Annotated in this window: 19 protein-coding genes; 7 read left to right on the top strand and 12 right to left on the bottom strand. The window is 72.0% G+C overall.

Going from position 1 to position 21711, the window contains the following annotated elements; genetic code table 11:
* Window positions 1–153: 153 nt before the first annotated feature.
* Genes ACFYW7_RS25935 through ACFYW7_RS25915 form a run of 5 tightly spaced genes read right to left on the bottom strand, consistent with a single transcriptional unit; the run spans window position 154 to window position 4742 of the window.
* A complete protein-coding gene (locus ACFYW7_RS25935) occupies window positions 154–1914 on the bottom strand; it encodes a PP2C family protein-serine/threonine phosphatase (RefSeq protein ID WP_389506365.1) in 1761 nt (586 codons plus the stop codon).
* Window positions 1911–2984 (bottom strand): SpoIIE family protein phosphatase, encoded by a 1074-nt coding sequence (locus tag ACFYW7_RS25930; protein WP_389506363.1) that lies wholly within the window; start codon window positions 2982–2984, stop codon window positions 1911–1913. Before ACFYW7_RS25930 ends, ACFYW7_RS25935 begins: the two co-directional genes overlap by 4 nt.
* Window positions 2981–3376 carry an anti-sigma regulatory factor gene (locus tag ACFYW7_RS25925; RefSeq protein ID WP_389506474.1) on the bottom strand — a complete coding sequence of 132 codons (396 nt, stop codon included), beginning with the start codon at window positions 3374–3376 and terminating at the stop codon, window positions 2981–2983. The genes ACFYW7_RS25930 and ACFYW7_RS25925 overlap by 4 nt, the downstream gene beginning before the upstream one ends.
* A 47-nt stretch (window positions 3377–3423) precedes the next feature.
* On the bottom strand, window positions 3424–3846 hold the full coding sequence (locus ACFYW7_RS25920; protein ID WP_389506361.1) for an STAS domain-containing protein: 423 nt from the start codon (window positions 3844–3846) through the stop codon (window positions 3424–3426).
* A complete protein-coding gene (locus tag ACFYW7_RS25915) occupies window positions 3843–4742 on the bottom strand; it encodes an STAS domain-containing protein (protein ID WP_389506359.1) in 900 nt (299 codons plus the stop codon). Before ACFYW7_RS25915 ends, ACFYW7_RS25920 begins: the two co-directional genes overlap by 4 nt.
* A gap of 663 nt (window positions 4743–5405) precedes the next feature.
* Between ACFYW7_RS25915 and ACFYW7_RS25910 the strand changes: the two genes are divergently transcribed.
* Window positions 5406–5561 (top strand): hypothetical protein, encoded by a 156-nt coding sequence (locus ACFYW7_RS25910; protein WP_389506357.1) that lies wholly within the window; start codon window positions 5406–5408, stop codon window positions 5559–5561.
* Between the two features lie 244 nt (window positions 5562–5805).
* On the opposite strand, the gene ACFYW7_RS25905 is transcribed toward ACFYW7_RS25910, so the two are convergent.
* Window positions 5806–6165, bottom strand: a complete 360-nt coding sequence (locus ACFYW7_RS25905) for an STAS domain-containing protein (RefSeq protein ID WP_389506355.1) — start codon at window positions 6163–6165, stop codon at window positions 5806–5808.
* A gap of 295 nt (window positions 6166–6460) precedes the next feature.
* Here ACFYW7_RS25905 and ACFYW7_RS25900 point away from each other — a divergent pair, with 295 nt between their 5' ends.
* A complete protein-coding gene (locus ACFYW7_RS25900; protein WP_389506353.1) occupies window positions 6461–8032 on the top strand; it encodes an MFS transporter in 1572 nt (523 codons plus the stop codon).
* Window positions 8033–8103: 71 nt separating this feature from the next.
* Here the strand turns inward: ACFYW7_RS25900 and ACFYW7_RS25895 are convergent, their stop codons facing one another.
* Window positions 8104–8457 carry a VOC family protein gene (locus tag ACFYW7_RS25895; protein ID WP_389506351.1) on the bottom strand — a complete coding sequence of 118 codons (354 nt, stop codon included), beginning with the start codon at window positions 8455–8457 and terminating at the stop codon, window positions 8104–8106.
* 93 nt (window positions 8458–8550) lie between these two features.
* Window positions 8551–11133, bottom strand: a complete 2583-nt coding sequence (locus ACFYW7_RS25890; protein ID WP_389506349.1) for a SpoIIE family protein phosphatase — start codon at window positions 11131–11133, stop codon at window positions 8551–8553.
* 350 nt (window positions 11134–11483) lie between these two features.
* Here ACFYW7_RS25890 and ACFYW7_RS25885 point away from each other — a divergent pair, with 350 nt between their 5' ends.
* Window positions 11484–11720, top strand: coding sequence for a DUF6296 family protein (locus ACFYW7_RS25885; RefSeq protein ID WP_389506347.1), 237 nt, complete (start codon window positions 11484–11486; stop codon window positions 11718–11720).
* Here the strand turns inward: ACFYW7_RS25885 and ACFYW7_RS25880 are convergent.
* The 3 genes from ACFYW7_RS25880 to ACFYW7_RS25870 all read right to left on the bottom strand — a co-directional run bounded on the left by ACFYW7_RS25880 (window position 11681) and on the right by ACFYW7_RS25870 (window position 14821).
* Window positions 11681–12244 (bottom strand): GNAT family N-acetyltransferase, encoded by a 564-nt coding sequence (locus tag ACFYW7_RS25880; protein ID WP_389506345.1) that lies wholly within the window; start codon window positions 12242–12244, stop codon window positions 11681–11683. The genes ACFYW7_RS25885 and ACFYW7_RS25880 overlap by 40 nt on opposite strands.
* 93 nt (window positions 12245–12337) lie before the next feature.
* Window positions 12338–12526, bottom strand: a complete 189-nt coding sequence (locus ACFYW7_RS25875) for a hypothetical protein (RefSeq protein ID WP_389506343.1) — start codon at window positions 12524–12526, stop codon at window positions 12338–12340.
* 15 nt (window positions 12527–12541) lie between these two features.
* A complete protein-coding gene (locus ACFYW7_RS25870; RefSeq protein WP_389506341.1) occupies window positions 12542–14821 on the bottom strand; it encodes an MMPL family transporter in 2280 nt (759 codons plus the stop codon).
* A 324-nt stretch (window positions 14822–15145) separates the two neighbouring features.
* Here ACFYW7_RS25870 and ACFYW7_RS25865 point away from each other — a divergent pair, with 324 nt between their 5' ends.
* Complete coding sequence (locus ACFYW7_RS25865) at window positions 15146–15991, top strand: SMP-30/gluconolactonase/LRE family protein (RefSeq protein WP_389506338.1); 846 nt, start codon at window positions 15146–15148, stop codon at window positions 15989–15991.
* 823 nt (window positions 15992–16814) lie between these two features.
* Entirely contained in the window at window positions 16815–19205 is a 2391-nt protein-coding gene (locus tag ACFYW7_RS25860) for a M4 family metallopeptidase (protein ID WP_389506335.1), read from the top strand.
* Window positions 19206–19301: 96 nt separating this feature from the next.
* On the opposite strand, the gene ACFYW7_RS25855 is transcribed toward ACFYW7_RS25860, so the two are convergent.
* Entirely contained in the window at window positions 19302–19922 is a 621-nt protein-coding gene (locus tag ACFYW7_RS25855) for an L-threonylcarbamoyladenylate synthase (RefSeq protein WP_389506333.1), read from the bottom strand.
* Between the two features lie 182 nt (window positions 19923–20104).
* Between ACFYW7_RS25855 and ACFYW7_RS25850 the strand changes: the two genes are divergently transcribed.
* Together ACFYW7_RS25850 and ACFYW7_RS25845 are read left to right on the top strand one after the other, a co-directional pair.
* Window positions 20105–21178 (top strand): dihydrodipicolinate reductase, encoded by a 1074-nt coding sequence (locus ACFYW7_RS25850; RefSeq protein ID WP_389506331.1) that lies wholly within the window; start codon window positions 20105–20107, stop codon window positions 21176–21178.
* An 8-nt stretch (window positions 21179–21186) separates the two neighbouring features.
* Entirely contained in the window at window positions 21187–21666 is a 480-nt protein-coding gene (locus ACFYW7_RS25845; protein ID WP_389506471.1) for a carboxymuconolactone decarboxylase family protein, read from the top strand.
* The last annotated feature ends 45 nt before the right edge of the window (window positions 21667–21711 follow it).

The following is a 21711-nucleotide window of genomic DNA, read 5'->3' as shown; positions in this document are numbered from 1 at the left end:
CCGTCCCGGAGCCCCGTCCTCCGGAGTCCCGTCCTCCCGTGCCCCGTCCGTGCGCCGAGACCGCCCGTCCTGACGGCGACGTTCCCCGACCGCGCCCGGAGCCGTGGCCCAGGGCCTCCGGGGAGCGCGGGCCGGCCCCTGGCCGGAGAGGTGTCAGGCGGACGCCTGCCCCGAGATCAGGGGAGCGGTCCGGTGGTCGGTGTGGCAGAGCAGCAGGCAGACGTCGTCGTCCCGCTGGGAGTCGCGGAGCATCGGTCTCAGGATCCGGTCGGCGGCGCCCTCCAGATCGTGGTCCAGATCCGCCGCGCGCTCACCGGACAGGGCTTCGGCCAGCCGCCGGATGCCCGGGTCGATGCCCTGGGTCCTTCGCTCCACCAGACCGTCCGTGTACAGCGCGAGCGTGGACCCGGGCGGCAGCCGCGCCGTGTGGTCGCGGATCTCCTGGTCCAGCGGAATGCCCAGCATGGCACCGGGTTTGGCGTCCAGGACGCGGACCTCGCCCTCCGGGGTGCGCAGCACCGGCGGCGGGTGCCCGGCGGCGGCCCAGGTGACGGTGGTCTCGTCCGGGTGGAAGCGGGCGATGACGGCGGTGGCGTACAGATCGGGCTGGAGGTGGTGGAGGAAGACGTGCAGGCGGGTCAGGAGCCGGCCCGGTGTGCCCCCGTCGACGGCGTACGCCCGCAGCGCGGTGCGCAGTTGGCTCATCATGACGGCAGCGTGCAGCCCGTGGCCGGTCACGTCGCCCATCACGGCGACCAGCCCCCCGTCGGGCTGCCGGAACGCGTCGTACCAGTCCCCGCCGATGTTCAGCCCGTGCGTGGCCGGGAGGTAGCGCGCCGCCAGACCGAGTCCCGGTGTCTTGGGCAGGTCCGTGAGCAGGGCGCGTTGCAGGGTCTCCGCGATGTCACGGTTGTGCTCGAACCGCTGGGCGTGGTCGATCGCGGTCCCGGCCCTGCGGGCGAGCTCGACGAGCATCACGACGTCGTCCGCGCTCCATCGCTCCGGCGGCGGCGTCAGCGTCACCACGCCCAGCGGCGTGTGCCGGGTCGGCAGCGGGACGCACAGCAGCGGCTCCCGCGGGTGCAGCGCGGACGGCGGGAGGTCGTCGACGCCGGGCAGGCCGCCCGGATGGTCGGCGGCGTACTGCGGGCGACCGGTACGGGCGGCGGCCACGGCCGCCGCCGGGCGGGCGGTGTGACCGCGCGCTCCGGCGTCGTCGGCGAAGAGCCACAGGTCGACGCTGCCGGCGTAGTCCGGCACGAGCAGGCGCGGCAGCCGGTCGAGGATCTCCTCGTGGTTGAGCGAGGCGGAGAGGGCCGCGCTGGCGTCGGCGAGGAAGGCCAGCCTGCGCCGGGCGCTCTCGGCCTCGGTGCGGGCCTCGCGCTCGGCACCGAACAGTTCGCGTTGGACGCGTCCCGCCGCGTCGAGTTCGGCGTGCAGCGCGAGCACGCCCTGATTGGTCTGATGCAGTTCCTCCCGGTGGAAGGCGACCAACTGCTCCTGTTCGGCGAGCAGGTCGAGGACCCGGGAGGTGTCCTCGTCGGCGCTCAGCAGCGCGTCGGCGAAGGCCGAACGGCCACGCGGCCCCCCGGGCGGGCCGCCACCGCCGTCCGGGCCCGGGGACGGAACGTCCGCGCTCGCCCGCCAACTCGGCCGGTGCCCCTCCCCGTTCGCCGCAGCGTCGATGGCGAGCGTGAGCCGGCCGGAGCACCGCGTGCCGGTGGGCGCGGCCGTCCGCAGGGTCAGCAGCCAGTCGCCCCCCTTGACCAGACACTGCCGCAGCTGCGCGCTCAACGCGGTGACCAGCCGGGTGCGTTCCACCGTCGGGACGCCGTGCGCCGCGGCGATCCGCGCGGCCGCGATGCGGGCACGGGCGGCGTCGTCGACCGTGCTGATCTGCCAGGTACGAGTCATGATGGGTGATCCTGCGGGGTGGGGGTGAGGACGGCCACGGTCGTGTCGTCCCGCACCGGGCGGGCGGCACTGCTGGAATCCCGCACGATCACGGCGGCCGTGACCGCGGGGTCCCAGGAGGTCATGGGCGCGACGGACGGGGGAGCCCAGCGGCTGGGCAGACCGTCGCTGTGGAGGACGAGCAGGCTGTCGGGGTTCCACGGGCGCCTGCACGGCGGCAGGCGCGCCGGACGGTGGGCGCCGACGATCCCGGGGTGGGACAGCAGCGGATGCCAGGTGTCGCCGGAACGCAGCCGGGCTCCGATGTTGCCGATCCCGGCGAAGTCGAGGTGCCGGGCCCCGAGGTCGAGCCGGGCCACCGCGACGGCGGCCCCCCGGGTGTCGCGCAGGGCCGTGTGCAGAGCTCCGAGGAGTTCCGGCGGCGGCAGGTGCGCGAGGCGGCGCAGTTCCTCCACGGCGGCCCCGGACGCCTTCGCGGCGGCCGGTCCGTGGCCGAGTCCGTCGGCCAGCAGCAGGGTGACGTGGTCGCCGGAACGGACACAGGCCCAGGCGTCGCCCGAATGGGCGGCCGCCGCGAGAGGGATGTTGACACCTCCGGCGCGCACCGGGGCGTCCGCGCCGGGAAGGCGGTGTCCCTTCCGGTCCCCGCGGGCTGTGTGCACCCGGGCCAGGGCGACGGTGCCCCGGCCCGGGACGGTGTGCACCTCGAAGTGGTCGGCGATACGGCGGCAGGTGCCGAGCCCCGCGCCGAGCGAGGAGGTCGTGGAGAACCCGTCGCGCAGCGCGGTCGGCAGGTCGGCGATGCCGGGGCCGTGGTCGATCGCCGCTATCTGGAGGGCCGGGCCGCGTCCGGTGCCGGGCTCCGCGAGATCCGCGTCCACGGTGTCGATCAGTATCTGTCCGCCGCCCCCGTGCTTGAGGAGGTTGGTGGCCAGCTCCGTCGCGACGAGCGCGGCGAGGGCCCTGCGGTCGCGGCCGAGCCCGGTGTGGTCGGCGGCGTCCTCGGCCGCCACCCGGACGTCCCGGACCCGGGTGGAGTCGTGGACGGGGATGTCCCAGACGCGTGTCATCGGCTCTCCCCACGCGGATGCGGGGGACCGCCCGTCCAGCAGATCACGGTCACGGCCGTCCCCTCGCCGGGCCGGCTCTCGATGGAGAACTCGTGCACCAGGCGCCGGGCTCCGCCGAGCCCGAGACCCAGACCGCCGCCGGAGGTGTAGCCGTCCGTCAGCGCGCGCTCGATGTCGGGGATGCCGGGGCCCGGATCGGAGAAGGTCAGCCGAAGGCCCCGCGCGGCCCCGGCGGTGAGGACGGTGGACTCGACCTGCCCGCCGCCGCCGTGCACGAGGGTGTTGCGCGCCAGCTCACTGGCCGCGGTGAGCAGTTTGGTCTGGTCCACGAGTCCGAAACCGAGCTCGGCGGCCGCCTGGCGCACATGCTGGCGCACCCACGCGAGGTCCATGTCGGTGCGGATCTGCAGGCAGGCGGTGACACGGCCGGAAGTGTCCGTCACGGGCGCTCCCTGCGTTCGGGGTCCTGGCGAAGGTGCGCCGGCGCCGGGCCGAGCAGCCGCATGGCCTCCTCGGTGTCGAGCGCGGTGCGCAGTCCGGGCATGGTGAGGCCCAGTTCGACCAGGGTGATGGCGACGGCGGGGCGCATGCCCGCGACCACGGTCTGCGCAGCGAGCAGCTTCGAGTGCGCCGCGACCTCGGCGAACACGCGTCCCAGGAAGGAGTCGACGATCTCCACCCCGGAGATGTCGATGACCACGCCGTCGACGGAACTGGCCGCGATGGCCTCGCCGATGTCGCGCTGCAACCGTTCGGCCGCGGCGTCGTGCAGGTCTCCCTGGAGCGTCACCAGGAGGATGTTGCCGAGTTTGAGGACGGGCACACGGGTGCCGTCCGGGTAGCCGGCGATCGGGGCGCTCACCGCGCGCCGGGACCGGAACGGTCCTGGTCGACGATGGTGATGCCCTGGCGGTGCAGGGCGTACGCGAGGGCGTCGGCGAGGCTGGCGCGCGTGACGACCGATCCCAGGTCGATGCCCAGGTGGACGATGGTCTGCGCGATCGCGGGCCGGATCCCGGAGACGACGCACTCGGCGCCCATCAGACGCGCCGCGGCCACCGTCTTCATCAAGTGCTGGGCCACCAGGGAGTCGACGGCCGGCACCCCGGTGATGTCGAGGATGGCGAACCGCGCCTGCTGGCTGACGACGGCGTCCAGGAGGTTCTCCATCACCACCTGGCTGCGGGCGCTGTCGAGGGTGCCGATCAGGGGGACGGCGACCACACCGGTCCACAGTTTGATGACGGGCGTGGCGACCTCCAGCAGTTGGAGGCGCTGCCGGTCGATGAGTTCCTGTCCGGCGCTGAGCACCGTCTCCAGGACGACGAGGCGGAGCGTTCCCACCAGCGCGGTCAGCGTGACCGCGCAGGCCTCGGCGCGGTCCCGGGAGCCGTCGGCGAGATCGGCCCGCAGCAGGTCGGCGGCCGCCGGGTGCAGCGCCGCCACCTCGTCCGCGATCTGGGCCGAGGTGGCACCGGTGCGCGCTCGGGAGGCCGCCATGCGCCCCAACTGGTCGCGGACGGTGGCGAACCCGGCGGCGCCGAGGTCCTCGACCCGGCCGGCGGCCGCGACCGCGGCCAGCGCCTCGACGACCGCCCGGGCGGCCTCGACGGCCTCGTCCCTGGAGAGGGTGAAGACGGTACGGAACAGCGACTCGTCGGCCCAGCGGTGGGCGATCTGTTCGCGGCGCGCGCGCAGGAGGTCCCCGACCTCCCGAGCCGATGACTCCCGCTGTTCCGTTGCCTGGTGGTCCGCCACGTGATCTTCTCCTCGGTTCGTGCGCCGCGTCGACATCGGGGATCCGCCGTGCGGCGTGATCGATTGTCGTGCGACAACTGTAGTCATGGTCGGACCGCCTGCGGCGCCCGCCCTCGGCGCCCGGCGCCGGGGCGGGCCGGTCGGTCAACTGGCCGGTGGCCGGCGGTCCGTGTCGGGCGGGACACACCGCCGCGGCACCCGTTCCGTCGGTGAGGTGGAGCGGCGACAGCCGGTCGGCGTGGGCCACCTGGTCGACGTGATCGCCGAACTCCCGCTCGAATGCTTCTGGTTGGGGATCGAGCCCGGGCTCGCGCCGGAGCGGGACCGGCCCGGGAGGTGCGCTGGTACGCCGCCGCCCGGACCTTCTGCCCGGAAAGGTCCGTCGTCGCCCGGGAAGACTTCGAAGGACGCGGCCGCGAGGCGGGCGCACGGCCCATCGGGGGCCATGTCCCGCGACGGGCCGGAAACCGCCGTGCGCGAGGCCCGCTCCGCGGCCACACGGTTGTTCCCGAAGCCGGACACGTCGTTCCCCGACCAGTGGGATGCCGGGTCCACGGCACCGGGAAGCCGGACCCTCACGCGAGGGCGCCGGTGTCCGTCGTTGCGCCACCGCCGTCGCCCCGACGGGGGGACGGAGTCCGGGAAGACCGGGAGAGCCGGACGGTGACTTCCTCCGCCCCGCGTCGACTCACGGAGGCGCGCGTACGCCGGGCGGGCGCCGTGGCGGGGATCCTCGCGCGGGAGGGACTGGCGGCCTTCCGCGCGGCCACGGCGGCCCAGCTCGACGAGGGCGACGCGAGGGGTGTCCGCTCGGCCTGACGGACGCGCCGGCCCGGCACCCGAGCCGGTCGCCGCGGGGTCGCGCGGCGCGGCCGCCGGGCCTCGGCGGTCGGTGTCCTCGTCCGCGGCACCAGCCGCCTCGCCCCTGGTCCTCGTCCGTGGGCGCTCATGTCGCTCTTTCACCTCCACCGCAGGCACAGGGCAGCCACCGCTCTCATGGTTCGTGGGTCTCAACTCTCCTCGCAGATCCGACAAGGCCGGGATGCCGGCCGCTCTCGCGGGCTCAGTGCCGGGAGCTTCCTCCGTCGATGCGGGCGAGCGCGGCGTCGACGCCGTCCAGGGACGCGATCGTGAGACTGACGCCCGTGAGATCCAGGATCCGCCGGACGACCGGCGCGGGGGACACGAGACATACGCTCGTACCGGCCCGTCCGGCCTCGGCGTTGGCCTTGAGGAGGGCGTTGAGACCGGAGGAGTCCATGAAGGGGACGGCCGACAGATCGAGCAGGAGATGCCGGCACCCGCCGCGTATCTGGTCGGCCAGCCGGTCGCGCAGCTCGGGGGCCGTCTCGACGTCCAGTTCCCCCGCGACGCGGACCAGGACGATGCCCTCGCCGTACGGGGTCACGTCGATGGACAACACAGAAGCTGGTTCGGTCGGCACGGCTACCTCCAAGGGCACTGACCCGTCGGGATCCTTCCGGTGCTGGGGGACACCGGCGAGCAGGTCAACGGTTACCCCCCGAATCGAAGTGCACACCCCGCTCCTCGCCCGGCCCGGTGATCGATTGGTGGGGCCGGGCGGTCAGGCTTAACGTCGATGGAGTGAACATCCACGTTCACCGCCGACCCGAGATGCAGGGCCATCCCCCATGACGGCCGATCACACGACATCCTCCGAGTCTGCCGAATCCCCGAAGCGGGGACGAGGCAGCGGTATGGCGCTCCTCGTCATCGCCTCGTGTCAGCTGATGGTGGTCCTCGACATCACCATCGTGAACATCGCGCTTCCGCACATCCAGACCTCGCTCGGCTTCTCGACCGAGAACCTCTCCTGGGTGATCAACGCCTACACGCTGACCTTCGGCGGCCTGCTGCTGCTCGGCGGGCGTTCCGGAGACATCCTCGGCAGACGCCGGGTCTTCATGTTCGGCGTCCTGCTCTTCGTGTTCGCGTCCCTGCTCGGCGGACTCTCCCAGGAATCCTGGCAGTTGCTCGCGGCCCGCTCGCTGCAGGGCGTCGGCGGGGCCATCGCCTCACCCACCGCGCTGTCGCTGATCACCACCACCTTCAGCGAAGGGCCCGAACGCAACAGGGCGTTCGGCGTGTTCGCCGCGGTCTCCGCCGGCGGCAGCGCGATCGGGCTGCTCGCGGGCGGCATACTCGTCGAATGGCTCGACTGGCGCTGGGTGTTCTTCGTCAACATCCCCATCGGCCTGCTGATCGTGCTCGCCACCCCGCGCTACATCAAGGAGTCCGCGCGTCACCCGGGCCACTTCGACCTGCTGGGCGCGCTCACCTCCACCCTGGGCATGGTGCTGCTCGTCTACGGTTTCATCCGGGCCTCGGAGGAGGGCTGGAGCGACCCCGTCACCCTCGGGGCCTTCGGGGCGGCGCTGGTGTTCCTCATCGTGTTCATCGCGGTCGAACGCCGGTCGAGACAGCCCATCACCCCCCTGTGGATGTTCCGCGACCGCAACCGCTCGGGCGTCTACGCGATGATGCTGAGCCTGTCTGCGGCCATCTTCGGGATGTTCTTCTTCCTGACCCTCTTCGTGCAGAACATCCTCGGATTCAGCCCGCTCAAGGCCGGGATCGCCTTCCTGCCGATCAGCGTGATCATCGCCATCGGCGCGGGCGTCGCCTCGAACCTGTTGCCCAGATGGGGTCCCAAACCCTTCATGGCCGTGGGCGCGATCCTGGCGGCCCTGGGTCTCGGCTGGCTGACCCTGACCGACGTCGACAGTTCGTACCTCGGCAGCATCCTCGGACCCACACTGGTCTTCGGCTTCGGCATGGGCCTGCAGTTCGTGTCGCTGACGCTGATGGCGGTGTCGGGTGTCCAGCCGAAGGACGCGGGTGCCGCGTCCGGAGTCCTCAACGCGACCCAGCAGGTCGGTGGTTCCCTCGGCCTGTCCGTGCTGGTCACCGTCTTCGGCACGGCCAGCCGCAACGAGGCCACCGATCAGGTCAAGGACTTCATGTCGACCGCGACGCCCGCGCAGCGGCTGGAGTTCCGCAGGACGGGACAGCTTCCGGCGCCCTGGAGCGACCAGGTGCTGACGTCCGGGATCTCGGGCGCCTTCGTGGCCGCCGCCGTCTTCGCCGTCTTCGCCGCGCTGGTGGCCCTGTTCGTCATTCAGGTCCGGCCCTCCGACCTGGAGCGGCTCCAGGGAGGCGCCGCCTCCCTCACGCCCGCGGAGGGTTCCGTCGCCGCCCCGGCCGAGTCCTCGGGCGCGGCGGCGACGGGGGAGCCGGACGCCCGGGAGGGACCACGTCCTCCCGGCTGAGCGGCCCGGGAGCGCCAGGCCTCACCACCGGCGCGAACACGGCGTCACCTGTGCGCCCTGTCGAGGCGGTGTCAGCCGGGCTGCCACAACTCGATCCGGTTGCCCTCGGGATCGGTGACCCAGCCGAACCGGCCGACCCCCTCCATGTCCTGGGTCTCCTCGGCCACGTCCGCGCCGTGGGCGCGCAGTTGGGCGAGCATCGCGTCCAGGTCGCGGACACGGAAGTTGAGCATCGTCTGCTGGGTGCGGGAGCCGAAGTGATCGGTCCCGGACTCGAAGGTCGCGAACACCGTCATCCCGGGTTCCTGACGCCACAGGCCGTTCTCGTCGGCGTCCAGCCCCAGACGATCGCGGTACCAGGCGCCCAGGGCCACCGGGTCGGCGGCCCGCAGGAAGTATCCGCCGACTCCGAGCACTCGTTCCATGCGGCCATCCTGCCAGGGCTCCGATCGCCGCACACGCCGTCGCCCGGTTCCGCCCTCCCCGTCCTCGCCCCTCCGCCGCCCCGAGAACTCGGCTCAGGGCAGCGGCTGTTCCGCCCAGATCACCTTGCCCTCGGGCGTGTAACGGGTGCCCCAGCGGTCGGCGAGCTGGGCGATCAGGAACAGCCCGCGGCCACCCTCGTCCGTCGTCGCCGCGTACCGCAGATGCGGTGACGTACTGCTGCCGTCGAAGACCTCGCAGATCAGCGCGCGGTCCAGCACCACGCGGACCCCGATCGGCCCGATGCCGTAGCGGATCGCGTTGGTCACCAGCTCGCTGAGGATCAGTTCCGTGGTGAACGTCAGCTCGTCCAGCCCCCACCGCGCCAGTTGCCGGGCGACCGAGGCGCGGACCTCGCCGACGGCGGCCGGTTCGGCGGGGACCTCCCAGGTGACGATCCGGTCGGCGTCGATCGCGTGGGTCTGCGCGACGATCAGGGCGATGTCGTCGCTCGGCCGGGCCGGCAGCATGGCGGCGAGAACCGCCTGGCAGGTGTCCTCGGGGGAGCGGTCGGCCCCGGCGAGCGCGGTGCGCAGCAGTTCGAGCCCGACGTCGATGTCCCGCTCCCGGTCCTCCACCAGGCCGTCCGTGTAGAGAACCAGCCGGCTGCCCTCCGCCAGCTCCAGCTCGGCCGTCTCGAACGGCAAGCCGCCCAGACCCAGCGGCGGCCCGGCCGGGATGTCGGGGAACGTCACACTGCCGTCCGGACGGACCACGGCCGGTGGCGGGTGTCCGGCCCGGGCGACGGAACAGCGCCGGGTCGTCGGGTCGTAGACGGCGTACAGACAGGTGGCCCCCGTGACGGCGGCCCCGCTGTCCTCCGGCAGCTCGTCCTGGTCGATACGCCCGACGAGCTCGTCCAGGAGCCCGAGCAGTTCGTCGGGGGGCAGATCCAGCGCGGAGAAGTTGTGGACCGCCGTCCGCAGCCGTCCCATCGTCGCGGCGGCCAGCAGCCCGTGACCGACGACGTCGCCCACGACGACCGCGACCCGGGCACCGGGCAGCGGGAGCACGTCGAACCAGTCGCCGCCGACCCCCGCCTGCGCGGGCAGATAGCGGTAGGCGAGGTCGAGCGCGCTCTGATCGGGCAGGTTGCGCGGCAGCAGGCTGCGTTGCAGCGTCACCGCCATCGTGTGCTCGCGGGTGTAGCGACGGGCGTTGTCGATGGAGACGGCCGCGCGGGCGACCAGTTCCTCGGCGAGCGCCAGGTCGTCCGCGTCGAAGGGATCGGGCTGCTCCGAGCGCCAGAAGTTGACCACGCCCATGACCAGTGGTCCGACACGCAGCGGGACCGTGATCAGGGAGTGGATTCCGTAGTCGACGACCTGCGCGGTACGCCGGGGGTCCTGGGCCAGCCATCCCGGGGCCCCGCCGAGATCGGGCTCGACGACGGCCTCGCCGGTGCGCAGGCTGTGGGCCTGGGGAGTGGACGGCACGAAGCCGATGTGCTCGCCGACCGGATACAGCGGGGCGTCCCCCCGGATGCCGCCGTAGGCGGTACGGCGCAGGCCGGTGCCCGCGTCCGGCTCGCGCCCGTCGAGCACGGCGTCGGCCAGGTCGACCGTCACGAAGTCCGCGAACCGCGGGACGGCGACCTCCGCCAGCTCCTCGGCCGTCCGCGTGACGTCCAGACTCGTACCGATGCCCACACCGGCGTCGTAGAGGAGTTTGAGCCGCTCCCGGGCGATCTCCGCGCGGCCGGAGAGCGCGCGCAGCTCGGTCGAGTCACGGAGGGTGGCGACGCTGCCGGCCGGGCCGTCCCGCAGGTCGGTCGGCCGCTGGTTGACGGCCAGGAGCTGGTCCCCGACCAGGTGCACCTCGTCCGTGGCGACACGTCCCGAGGCCAGCAGTTCGGCGGTGCCCGGATCGAGGCCGAGTTCCTGGACACCGCGTCCCTCGGCGTCCGCGGGCAGGTCGAGCAGGCGGTTCGCCTCGTCGTTGGCCAGGAGCAGCCGCCCGTCCGCGCCGACGATGATCACTCCCTCCCGGACGGAGTGCAGCACCGCGTCGTGGTGTTCGTACATCCGGGTCATCTCGAACGGGCCGAGGCCGTGAGTCTGGCGCAGCAGCCGCCTGCTGACCAGCGCGGTGCTGATGGTGGCGAGGGCGAGCGCGACGCCCGCCGCGCCCAGCAGGAGCGGCAGCTGGCGGTCTGCGGCGCCGCCCACGTTCTCCGTGGTGATCCCGGCCGACACCATGCCGACGACCTCGCCGTCGGGTGCCTTGACGGGGACCGTGGCCTGCACGAGCTGTCCGATGGTCCCGTGGATCATCTCGGTGATCGAGTGCCCGGCCAGCACCGGCGCGGTCGTCCCCACGAACTTCTTGCCGATCCGGTCCGGCTTGGGGTGGGTGTAGCGGATCGAGTCGGTGTTCAGGACGACGATGAAGTCCACCTCGGACGCCTTGCGGGCGGCCTCGGCGCTCGGCTGGAGCAGGGCCGTCGGGTCGGGCGCGCTCAGCGCCGCGCGCGTGCCCGGCGCGTTGGCGAAGGTCTCCGCGACGGCGAGGGAGCGGTTGCGGGCCTCCTGACCGCTGTCGTGCCGCACCTGGAGCACCAGTGCGACCACCGCGGCGACGACCAGGAGCAGCACGATCGCGACTTGCAGGAAGAACACCTGTCCGGCGACGCTGCGCCCGCTGAGCGCGGAACGGAGCCCGTTGGACGGGCCGCGTCTGTGCTTGCCTTCGTGTGACCCACGCTGCTGGTGCGCCGTGCTGGGGCGGCGGGTCGACTGAGCCCGGGTTCGACCCAATAGTCCGACCATGTGCTATGTCTACACTGCCCGGCGCGTGGTGGCGAGGGGCGTCACGCTTGGTGAGCGGTCGGCCTCCCGCGCTCGGGACCCGGCGGGACCGGCCGGGACGCCCGCGCGGCACGGGTGGCGGTGCTGTCGCCGGGCGGCGGCGGCATCATGGGGGACGTACCTGTTCCTTCTGATGTGTCGCTTCGGCGTGGGAGGCCCTCATGGAGACCGTGGACCGCTACCGGCTGACGTTCACCCATCCAGGACCGGACGCACGCATGGTGACGGACGAGGTGGTCGTCGAACGGACGACGGCCAAGGGTCCGGGCGGCAACCCGGTGTACAGCGATCCCACCGGTATCCTCCGCGCCGAGATCAGTCCGGTGGGGGAGGTGCGCATGCTGGCCAGCGGCGCCTATCAGTCACCGATCAATCCGGCCGCCGAACCGATTCCCTGACCGGCGGGGTCGCCGTCCGGTCGGGAGGAGCGCGGGACGGCGTCCGACAGGTCCCGCGCGAAGCGCAGGCCCGGGCGGCCGCTCAGTTCGGTGGTGCCGGTGACGAGGAATCCCGTGCGGGTCAGGACGGTCCGGGACCCGGTGTTGTCGACGGTCGTGGCGGCCCGCAGCGTGGTGAGGCCGTACGCGCTCGCGGCCAGGGCGCAGACCTCCCGTACGGCCGTCGTGGCGAGCCCCCGCCCGGCGGCGCGCTCGGCGACGCGGTATCCCAGCTCCGCCGAATCCCCTGACACGTCGACCAGGTTGAAGCGCCCCAGGACGGTACCGGTGTCGTCCACCACGAGATGGAAGAGGTGCAGCCCCGCCGCCTGATCGGCCAGCAGTTCGCGATGCCGGGCGTCGAAATCGGCGAAGTAGGCGTCCCCGCGGTCCGGGATCGACGCGGCGAAGTAGGCGCGGTTCTCCCGCTCGAACGCGAGGAGCGCGGGCGCGTGGTCTGGACGGAGGGGTTCGAGTCGGGCCATTCGGCCATGCTAGGGAGCCGTGGCGGTCGGGTCATCCGGATTCCCGGGTCCGCCGGGAGAGAGGGCCGGAGCCTGCGGTATTCCCCTAGTTCCTCACGATATGAGGCACTTGGGTGCGCTCCGGCGCTCCGCGCGGCCCGGGCGGTCGGGCTTCTCCGTCCCGATGCCGGCCTCCAGCCCGATCGTCTCCACGCCGATCGTCTCCACGCCGATCGTCTCCACGCCGGTCGTCTCCCGGCCGAGCGCGCCCGGCGGCCCGTAGGCCCGCCCGGCCCGTGTCATCAGGCACTCAGGCACTCAGGCGCTCGGCGGGTGCGCGGGGCCCGGAACGGCGGGGCCGGGCTCGCCCTCCGGGTCGATGTGCGGCAGGATCCGGTCCAGCCACCGCGGTGTCCACCAGGCGTGGGCCCCGAGCAGGGTCATCACGGCCGGGACGAGCAGGAGCCGTACCACCGTCGCGTCGATCAGGACGCTCACCGCGAGACCGAGGCCCAGCATCTTGACCACGATGTTGTCGCTCACGATGAACGCGGCGAAGACGCTCACCATGATCAGGGCCGCGCAGGTGATCACCCGGGCGGTGATCTCCAGGGCGTGCGCCACACTCGCCTTCGCGTCCCCGGTGCGCAGCCAGAACTCGTGGACCCGCGACAGCAGGAAGATCTCGTAGTCCATGCTGAGGCCGAAGATGATCGCGAACATCATCATCGGCACGTAGCTCTCGATGGGCACCTTGCCCGACACCCCGAGCGCTGGCCCGCCCCAGCCCCACTGGAAGACGGCGACGACGACACCGTACGAGGCGGCGATGGAGAGCACGTTGAGGACCGCGGCCTTCAACGCGACGAGCAGTCCGCGGAAGACCATCAGGATGATGAGGAAGGCGAGCCCGACCACCACGGCGATGATGAGCGGCAGCCGGCTCGCGACGATGTTGCGGAAGTCGACCTGCGCGGCTGTCGTGCCCGTGACGTAGCCCTCGGCCTTGGTGCCGGACACGGCGCTCGGCAGGGTGTCGTCGACCAGACGGTTCGTCAGGTCGGTGGTGTCCTGGTTCTGCGGGGACACCTTGGAATAGACCGTCCCCACCAGCAGGTCCTGGTCCTGGGTTGCCGTCAGCTGCGTGACGGTGGCCGCGCCGGACACGTCGTCGAGCGTCTTCTGCGCCTGTGAGGCCAGCGAGGAACGCTGGTCGGAGGGCACGTCGGTCTGGTCGATGACCACCGTCAGCGGACCGTTGGAGCCCGGCCCGAACGAGTCCGACATGATGTCGAACGCCCGCCGGTCCGTGAAGGACTTGGGGTCGGCGCCGTCACCGATGTGCCCGAGCTGGATGGTGAGCACCGGGATGGCCAGCACGAGCACCGTGACCAGGCCACCGGCCAGGAACCACCAGGGACGCCGTTGCACGCGCATCGCGTAGCGGTGCCAGGTGCCGTGCGCGGGCGTCCCGGGCTCGGCGTCCGTCTCCGCCACCGGCTTGCGCACGTGGTAGCGGTCGATGCGCTTGCCGATGAGCCCGAGCATGGCGGGTACGAGGGTCAGCGCGCCGGCGACGGCCGAGACCACCGTCACGGCCGCCGCGACGCCGAGCAGGCTGATGAAGGAGACCCCGGAGACGGACAGCCCCGCCAGGGCGACGATCACGGTGCAGCCCGAGACGAGGACGGCCCGTCCGCTGGTGGTGGTGGCCCGGCCCGCGGCCCGCACCGGATCGGCGCCGTCCATGAGGTTCTGCCGATGACGGGTGATCAGGAACAGGGCGTAGTCGATCCCGACACCCAGTCCGATCATGGTGGCGAGCGTCGGAGACACCGTCGCGAAGGTGAACGCGGCGGCCAGCAGGCTCAGGCAGGCCAGCCCGCCCACCACACTGATCAGCGCGGTCACCAGCGGCAGGGCCGCCGCGATGACACTGCCGAACCCGACGAGCAGCACGATGATCGCCACCGCGAAGCCGATGGCCTCGCTGACCCGGTCGTCGGGCGCCGGTCTGGCCAGTTCGCCCAGCGGTCCGCCGTACTCGACGTCGACGCCGGCCGACCGCAGCGGCTGCACGGCGCTGTCCACGCCGTGCAGGTAGTCGTCGCCGAGGGTCGAGGGCTGCACGTCGAAGCGGACGGTGATGTAGGCGGTCTTCCCGTCGCTCGACAGCGGCCCGACGTTCTGCTGCCCGGACTGCCCCGAGGGCGGCTGGGAGCCGGGCGGTGGCAGCGGATTCTGCGCCGACAGGACGTGCGGCAGCTTCTGCAGGTCGCCGACGGTCTGGCCCATCTGGGAACTGAGCGAGGTCAGGGGCTTCTGCGTGTCGCGGAGCACGACCTGGCTGCTGTAGCCGCCGGCCGCCGGATCGTGCTCCTTGAGGACGTCCAGCCCCTTCGTCGACTGCACGCCGGGAAGAGTGAAATTGTCGGAGTACTCTCCGCCGAACGAGCGGCTCAGCACCTGCAGCACGGCGAGCACGACGAGCCAGGCCACGATCACGATCACGAAATGGCGGGCGCACCACTCGCCCAGCCGCCGCAGTACTCCGGGCTTGTCCCGCCTGTTCTCTGGCGTGGCTTGCGTCGCCGACATGTGCTGCTCCTGCTGGAAGACGAGACCTCCGACTCCGCCAGTAGACGACGCGACGATCATCACGGCACGACGGGAACCGTGGCCCGGCCAGGGGCGCGCCGGCCTGCGGGGAGCGACCCGGAGGCCGGGTCGCGGCGGCCGTGGACGGCCGGGCGGACCGGCCCGGAACGCCGTGGATCGCCGCACGGTGCCGGGAGCCGCGTGGATGGTTCGGCGGTTTCGTCCCCCCGTCCGGCCGGACATGTCGATTCGGCGGGTGTCCGTTCGTTCTGTGGGTGTGGGGCGCCGGTGCCGTGCCGGTGCGGAGCGAAGGCTGTGATGGGCATGTACGAGGTACGCACCCTGATCGAGGGGCACGGGCTGGTCGAGTCGCCGCGCTGGCACGAGGACCGCCTGTACTTCTCGGACTGGACGGCGGGGGAGGTTCTCGCCCTCGACCCGGCCACCGGTCACCGGGAGGTGGTCGCGCGCGTGGCGTCGCTGCCGCTGTGCACCGACTGGCACCCCGAGGGCGACCTGCTGATCGTCTCCTCCGGCGACGGACTGCTGCTCCGCCGGCAATCCGACGGCTCCCTGGCCACGTACGCGGAACTGGGCCGACCGGGCTGGAACGACATCGTCGTCGACGGCCGGGGAGACACCTACGTCAACCGGGCCGGCTTCGACCCGATGGCGGGGGAGGCGGCCAGGCCGGGCACCGTCTCCCTGGTGACCCCCGACGGGTCGGTGCGCCAGGTCGCCGACGACCTCGCGTTTCCCAACGGGATGGCCGTGACACCCGACGGCTCCACACTGATCGTCGCCGACTCCTACCGGCACGCGCTGGTCGCCTTCGACATCGGCCCCGACGGCGCCCTGTCGGGCCGCCGGGTCTGGGCCGATCTCGGCGAGGGCACCCCGGACGGCATCTGCCCCGACGCGGAGAACGCCGTCTGGTACGCCGACGTGCCGAACCGGTGCTGTGCGCGGGTCGCCGAGGGCGGCGCCGTGCTGGACCGGGTCGACCTCGACCGGGGCGGCTTCGCCTGCGCGCTGGGCGGCCCCGACCGGAGGACGTTGTTCGTCGTGGCGGCGGACTGGCGCGGCATGACGGAGTCCGAACCGGTGAGACCCGGGTCCGGACAGGTCCTCGCCACGAGGGTCACGGTGCCGGGAGCGGGTCGGCCCTGACCCCGGCGCCGCGGGGATGCCACCTGCACGGGGGCTACCCGAAGACGGCAGACCGCGGCCCGCCTCGCGGCCACCCATGCCCAAGTCGGCCCTCGCGCCCGGCGACTGCGCGCAGGTCCAACACCCGTACGGACGCCTGTCCGCGCGCACGTCGGCCCTTACGCCTGACGACTGAGCACACGTCCAACATTCGTACGGACGGCTGCCCACACCAGCGCCGGCCCTCGCGCCCGGCGACTGCGCGCCCGTCCAACACCCGTACGGACGGCTGCCCGTGCGCACGGGCCCGCGTGCCCGATCGGCGCCCGTTCGCGCCACTTCCGGCGACCGCCCACGGGTGCTCAGGGCGTGGAGGGTCCGGGGCTCGTCGTCGGCGCGGGGGTGCCGGCCACCGGCCGGTGCGGACGCGGCGGCACGACAGCGCTTTCCCGACGGGCGGGCGCCCGAGGGCAGTTCGGGGCGTCGCCGTACGCCGGGCAGGGCGTGGCGCCGGGTTTGGCGGTGAACTCCGTTGCGGAGGAGGTGAGTTCGGCAGGGATTGTGCGGAGGTTGTGCGGTGATGTCGGTGATCCCGCCCGGCGGGCGCGGCGCGCGGCAGGGTGTTTCGGCGCGCGGGCGTAGGGATAACCCTCGATTGCCGGTAAGCGCATGTCATGCCTAGGTCAACGATGCGATCCTTCCCCCACCTGTAGGCCAGGCCGCCCCACGGCCTGCCCACGGTCGCGTTCCCGCACGCCCCTGCTCAGCTCACCCCGGACAGCACATCCCGTCTGCCCGGTCTGTCGTCGGCCGCCGATCCGCGGCCGCAGCAGTAGGAGTACGAGTGAGACGTTTCCCCCGTCAGGCGACCGCGGCCGGAGCCCTGGTGGCCACCGCCGCATTCCTGGCCGTCGGCATTCAGACGGTCCCGGCAGCCGCCAAGCCCGCCCCCCACACAACCCCCCTGCGTACGGGGGGCCTCGAGGCCAAGCTCACCCCGGCCCAGCACGTGGCGCTGCTGAAGAAGGCATCGACGCAGACCACGGCGACCGCCGGCGCCCTCGGCCTCGGCTCGAAGGAGAAGCTGGTCGTCAAGGATGTCGTCAAGGACAACGACGGCACCCTGCACACCCGTTACGAGCGCACCTACGCCGGCCTCCCGGTGCTCGGCGGCGACCTCGTCGTCCACACGCCGCCGGCCTCGCAGGCCACCGGCACGGTGAGCACGACCTTCGCCAACAAGCACACCATCAAGGTCGCCAGTACGACCGCGTCCGTCACCAAGGCCGCCGCCGGGACGCAGGCGCTCAAGGCCGCCAAGGCGCTCAAGGCGCAGAAGCCCGCCACGGACAGCGCCCGCAAGGTGGTCTGGGCCGGCACCGGGACCCCGAGGCTCGCCTGGGAGACCGTGATCAGCGGCCTCCAGGACGACGGGACACCGAGCAAGCTGCACGTCGTCACCGACGCCACCACCGGCAAGGAGCTCACCCGGTACGAGGGCGTCCAGACCGGTACCGGCAACACCCAGTACAGCGGGACGGTGACGCTCAACACCACGCTCTCCGGCTCGACGTACCAGCTGACCGACTCCACCCGTGGCAGCCACAAGACGTACTCGCTGAACAACGGCACCTCCGGCACCGGCACCCTGATGACGGACGCCGACGACGTGTGGGGCACCGGAGCCGGCTCCAACACCCAGACCGCCGGAGCGGACGCCGCCTACGGCGCCCAGACGACCTGGGACTTCTACAAGAACACCTTCGGCCGCAGCGGCATCAAGAACAACGGTGTCGCGGCCTACTCCCGCGTCCACTACAGCACGGCGTACGTCAACGCCTTCTGGGACGACTCCTGCTTCTGCATGACGTACGGCGACGGCACCAGCAGCACCCACGCGCTGACCTCGCTCGACGTCGCGGGCCACGAGATGAGCCACGGTGTCACCTCCAACACCGCGGGTCTCAACTACTCGGGCGAGTCCGGCGGTCTGAACGAGGCGACCTCCGACATCTTCGGCACCGGCGTGGAGTTCTACGCCAACAACTCCTCCGACGTGGGCGACTACCTCATCGGCGAGAAGATCGACATCAACGGCGACGGCACCCCGCTGCGCTACATGGACAAGCCCAGCAAGGACGGCGGCTCCAAGGACTCCTGGTACTCCGGGGTCGGCAACCTGGACGTCCACTACTCCTCGGGCCCCGCGAACCACATGTTCTACCTGCTCTCCGAGGGCAGCGGCAGCAAGACCATCAACGGCGTCACGTACAACAGCTCGACCTCCGACGGTGTCGCCGTCGCGGGTATCGGCCGCGCCGCCGCGCTGCAGATCTGGTACAAGGCGCTGACGACGTACATGACGTCCACCACCAACTACGCGGGCGCCCGCACCGCCGCGCTGAACGCCGCGACCGCGCTCTACGGCGCGAGCTCGACGCAGTACGCGGGTGTGGCCAACGCCTTCGCCGGCATCGCCGTCGGTGGCCACGTCACCCCGCCGACCAGCGGCGTGACCGTCACCAACCCGGGGAGCCAGTCCTCCACCGTCGGTACGGCCGTGAGCCTCAAGATCACGGCCAGCAGCACCAACACCGGCACGCTGACCTACGCCGCGACCGGTCTGCCGACCGGTCTGTCGATCAGCTCGACGGGCACCGTCTCCGGTACCCCGACCACCGCGGGGACGTACAGCACGACCGTCACCGTGACGGACAGCACCGGTGCGACGGGCACCGCGGCCTTCACCTGGACGGTCAGCACCTCGGGCGGCGGCGGCACCTGCACCTCGGCGCAGCTGCTCGGCAACGCGGGCTTCGAGTCCGGCGCCACCACCTGGACCGCGACCAGCGGGGTCATCAACAACGACACCGACCAGGCGGCGCACGGCGGTTCGTACAAGGCGTGGCTGGACGGCTACGGTGCCACGCACACCGACACGCTCTCCCAGTCGGTGGCGATCCCGAGCGGCTGCAAGGCCACGCTGACGTTCTGGCTGCACATCGACACGGCCGAGACGACCACCAGCTCCGCGTACGACAAGCTGACGGTCACGGCCGGATCGACCACCCTGGCGACCTACTCGAACCTCAACAAGGCCACCGGCTACGCGCAGAAGACGTTCGACCTGTCCTCCTTCGCCGGTACGACCGTCGCGCTGAAGTTCAGCGGCGTCGAGGACTCCTCGCTCCAGACCAGCTTCGTCGTGGACGACACCGCCCTGACGACCAGCTGACCGGCCCCACCCGCACCACGTCGTGAAGCCGCGACGCGGGTCCTCCGTGAGGACGACCCGCGTCGCGGTGCCGTGTCCGGCGCGACCTGTCCAGGACTACTCGAAGCGGCTCGGATCACCCGCTCCGAGACGTACGATCTCGGGCTCGTCCCCGGAGAAGTCGATGACGGTCGTCGGCTCGGTGCCGCAGTCGCCGGAGTCGATCACGGCATCCACCACGTGGTCGAGACGGTCCTTGATCTCCCAGCCCTGGGTGAGCGGCTTGTCCTCCTCCGGCAGGAGCAGGGTGCTCGACAGCAGCGGCTCGCCGAGCTCGGCGAGGATCGCCTGCGCGACGCCATGATCGGGAATCCGCACCCCGACGGTCTTCTTCTTCGGGTGCAGCAGCCTGCGCGGAGCCTCCTTGGTCGCCGGCAGGATGAAGGTGTAGCTGCCGGGAGTCGCCGCCTTGACGGTGCGGAAGACGGCGTTGTCGATCCGTACGAAGTGCCCCAGCTGCGCGAAGTCCTCGCACATCAGCGTGAAATGGTGCCGCTCGTCCAACTGGCGGATCGAACGGATGCGGTCGATCCCCTCCCGGTTGCCGAGCGCGCAGCCGAGCGCGAAGCAGGAGTCCGTCGGATAGACGATCAGCCCGCCGCTCCGGACGATCTCCACCACCTGACTGATGATGCGGCGCTGCGGGTTCTCCGGGTGCACATCGAAGTACTTGGCCATGGACCGAGCTTAGGCGGTGGCACGAAGGACGCCCGCCGAGCCGCGGCCGCGCCCCCGGCCGAGCGGGTTCGGGCCCCGGACCCCCGTCCCCCGCCGGGCGGCGTCGACGCCGGTTCCGCGCCCGGAATTTTCCCCGGTCACGGCTATGGGAACCTCGGCGTCGTCTCGCTACCCTCCGCCGCATGATTTCCACGGTGGTCTGGGGTACCGGCAACGTCGGCCGCGCGGCCATCCGCGCCGTCGAGGCCCACCCGAAGCTGAAACTCGCGGCCGTGCTCGTCCACGACCCCGGCAAGGTGGGCCGGGACGCGGGCGAACTCGCCGGGCTCGATCACGCCCTCGGGGTCGCGGCCGTCGACGACGTCGACGCGGTCCTGGCCACCGCTCCCGGAGCCGTGGTCTACGCGGCCACCGGCGACATCCGGCCCGACGAGGCGCTCGCCGACATCGGTCGGGCGATCCGGGCCGGCGCGGTGGTCGTCACCCCCGCGCTCTATCCGCTCTACGACCAGCGCAACGCCCCACCGGAGTTCCGCGAACCCGTCCTCGCCGCCATCGCCGACGGGGGTGGCTCGCTGTTCGTCTCCGGTGTCGATCCCGGCTGGGGGAACGACGTCCTGCCGCTGCTGATCAGCGGACTGGGCACCACGATCGACGCCGTCCGCTGCCAGGAGATCTTCGACTACTCCACGTACGAACAGGAGGAGTCCGTCCGCTACCTGGTCGGCATGGGGCAGCCCATGGACTACGAGCCCCTGATGCTCGCCCCGTCGATCCCGACCATGGTGTGGGGCGGTCAGATACGGCTCATGGCACGGGCGCTCGGCGTCGAACTCGACGACATCCGCGAGACGTTGGAGCGCCGCCCGCTCACGGAGACGGTGAGCACCCGCACCATGGGCGAGTTCGCGGCGGGCACCCAGGGCGCCGTGCGCTTCGAGGTGCGGGGGATCGTCGGGGGAGAGCCCCGGATCGTCATCGAGCACGTCACCCGCGTCCACGCGTCCTGCGCACCCGACTGGCCGACGCCGCCCGACGGGGACGGCGCCCACCGCGTGATCATCGAGGGCCGCCCGCGCATCGAGGTCACCGTCGAGGCCACCGACGAGGGCGAGAACCGCTCCGCGGGCGGGAACGCCACCGCCGTCGGCCGGCTGGTCGGCGCCATCGACTGGCTGGTGGAAGCGGCACCCGGTCTCTACGACGCCCTCGACGTCCCGCTGCGCCCCGCAGTCGGCCGACTCGGAAGGAAGTGACCATGACCCTGCGCATCGACATTCCCGAGGGACAGGAACCGATCGGATACGTGTGGGGCGAGATGGTGCCCGGCATCGGCATGGCCGCCGCGAACTTCTCCCTGTCGGTGTACGAGCACACGACACTGGGCCTGCGCGAGTTCGAGGCCGCGCGCCTGCGCGTCGCGCAGATCAACGGGTGCCAGTTCTGCCTCGACTGGCGTACGGAGCGCGAGGGCCAGAAGGTCGAGGAGGAGTTCGCGGACGCGGTGGCCCAGTGGCGCACCACCGACGCCTTCGACGACCGGACACGGCTGGCCGCCGAGTACGCCGAGCGGTACGCCCTGGACCATCACGGTCTGGACGAGGAGTTCTGGACGCGGATGGCCGCGCGGTACAGCCAGCCGGAGATCGTGGAACTGAGCATGAGCATCGGGTCCTGGCTGGCTTTCGGCCGGCTCAACCATGTGCTGGGTCTGGACGCCGTGTGCGTGCTGCCGACCCACTGAACCGGTCCGGGCGCCGAACCGCTCACCGATCCGATCCGGGCCGCG

This window comes from Streptomyces sp. NPDC002580, assembly GCF_042889485.1.
Lineage (GTDB): Bacteria > Actinomycetota > Actinomycetes > Streptomycetales > Streptomycetaceae > Streptomyces.
Note: the sequence above shows the minus strand (reverse complement) of the source record. Positions and strands in the feature narration are given on the sequence as shown.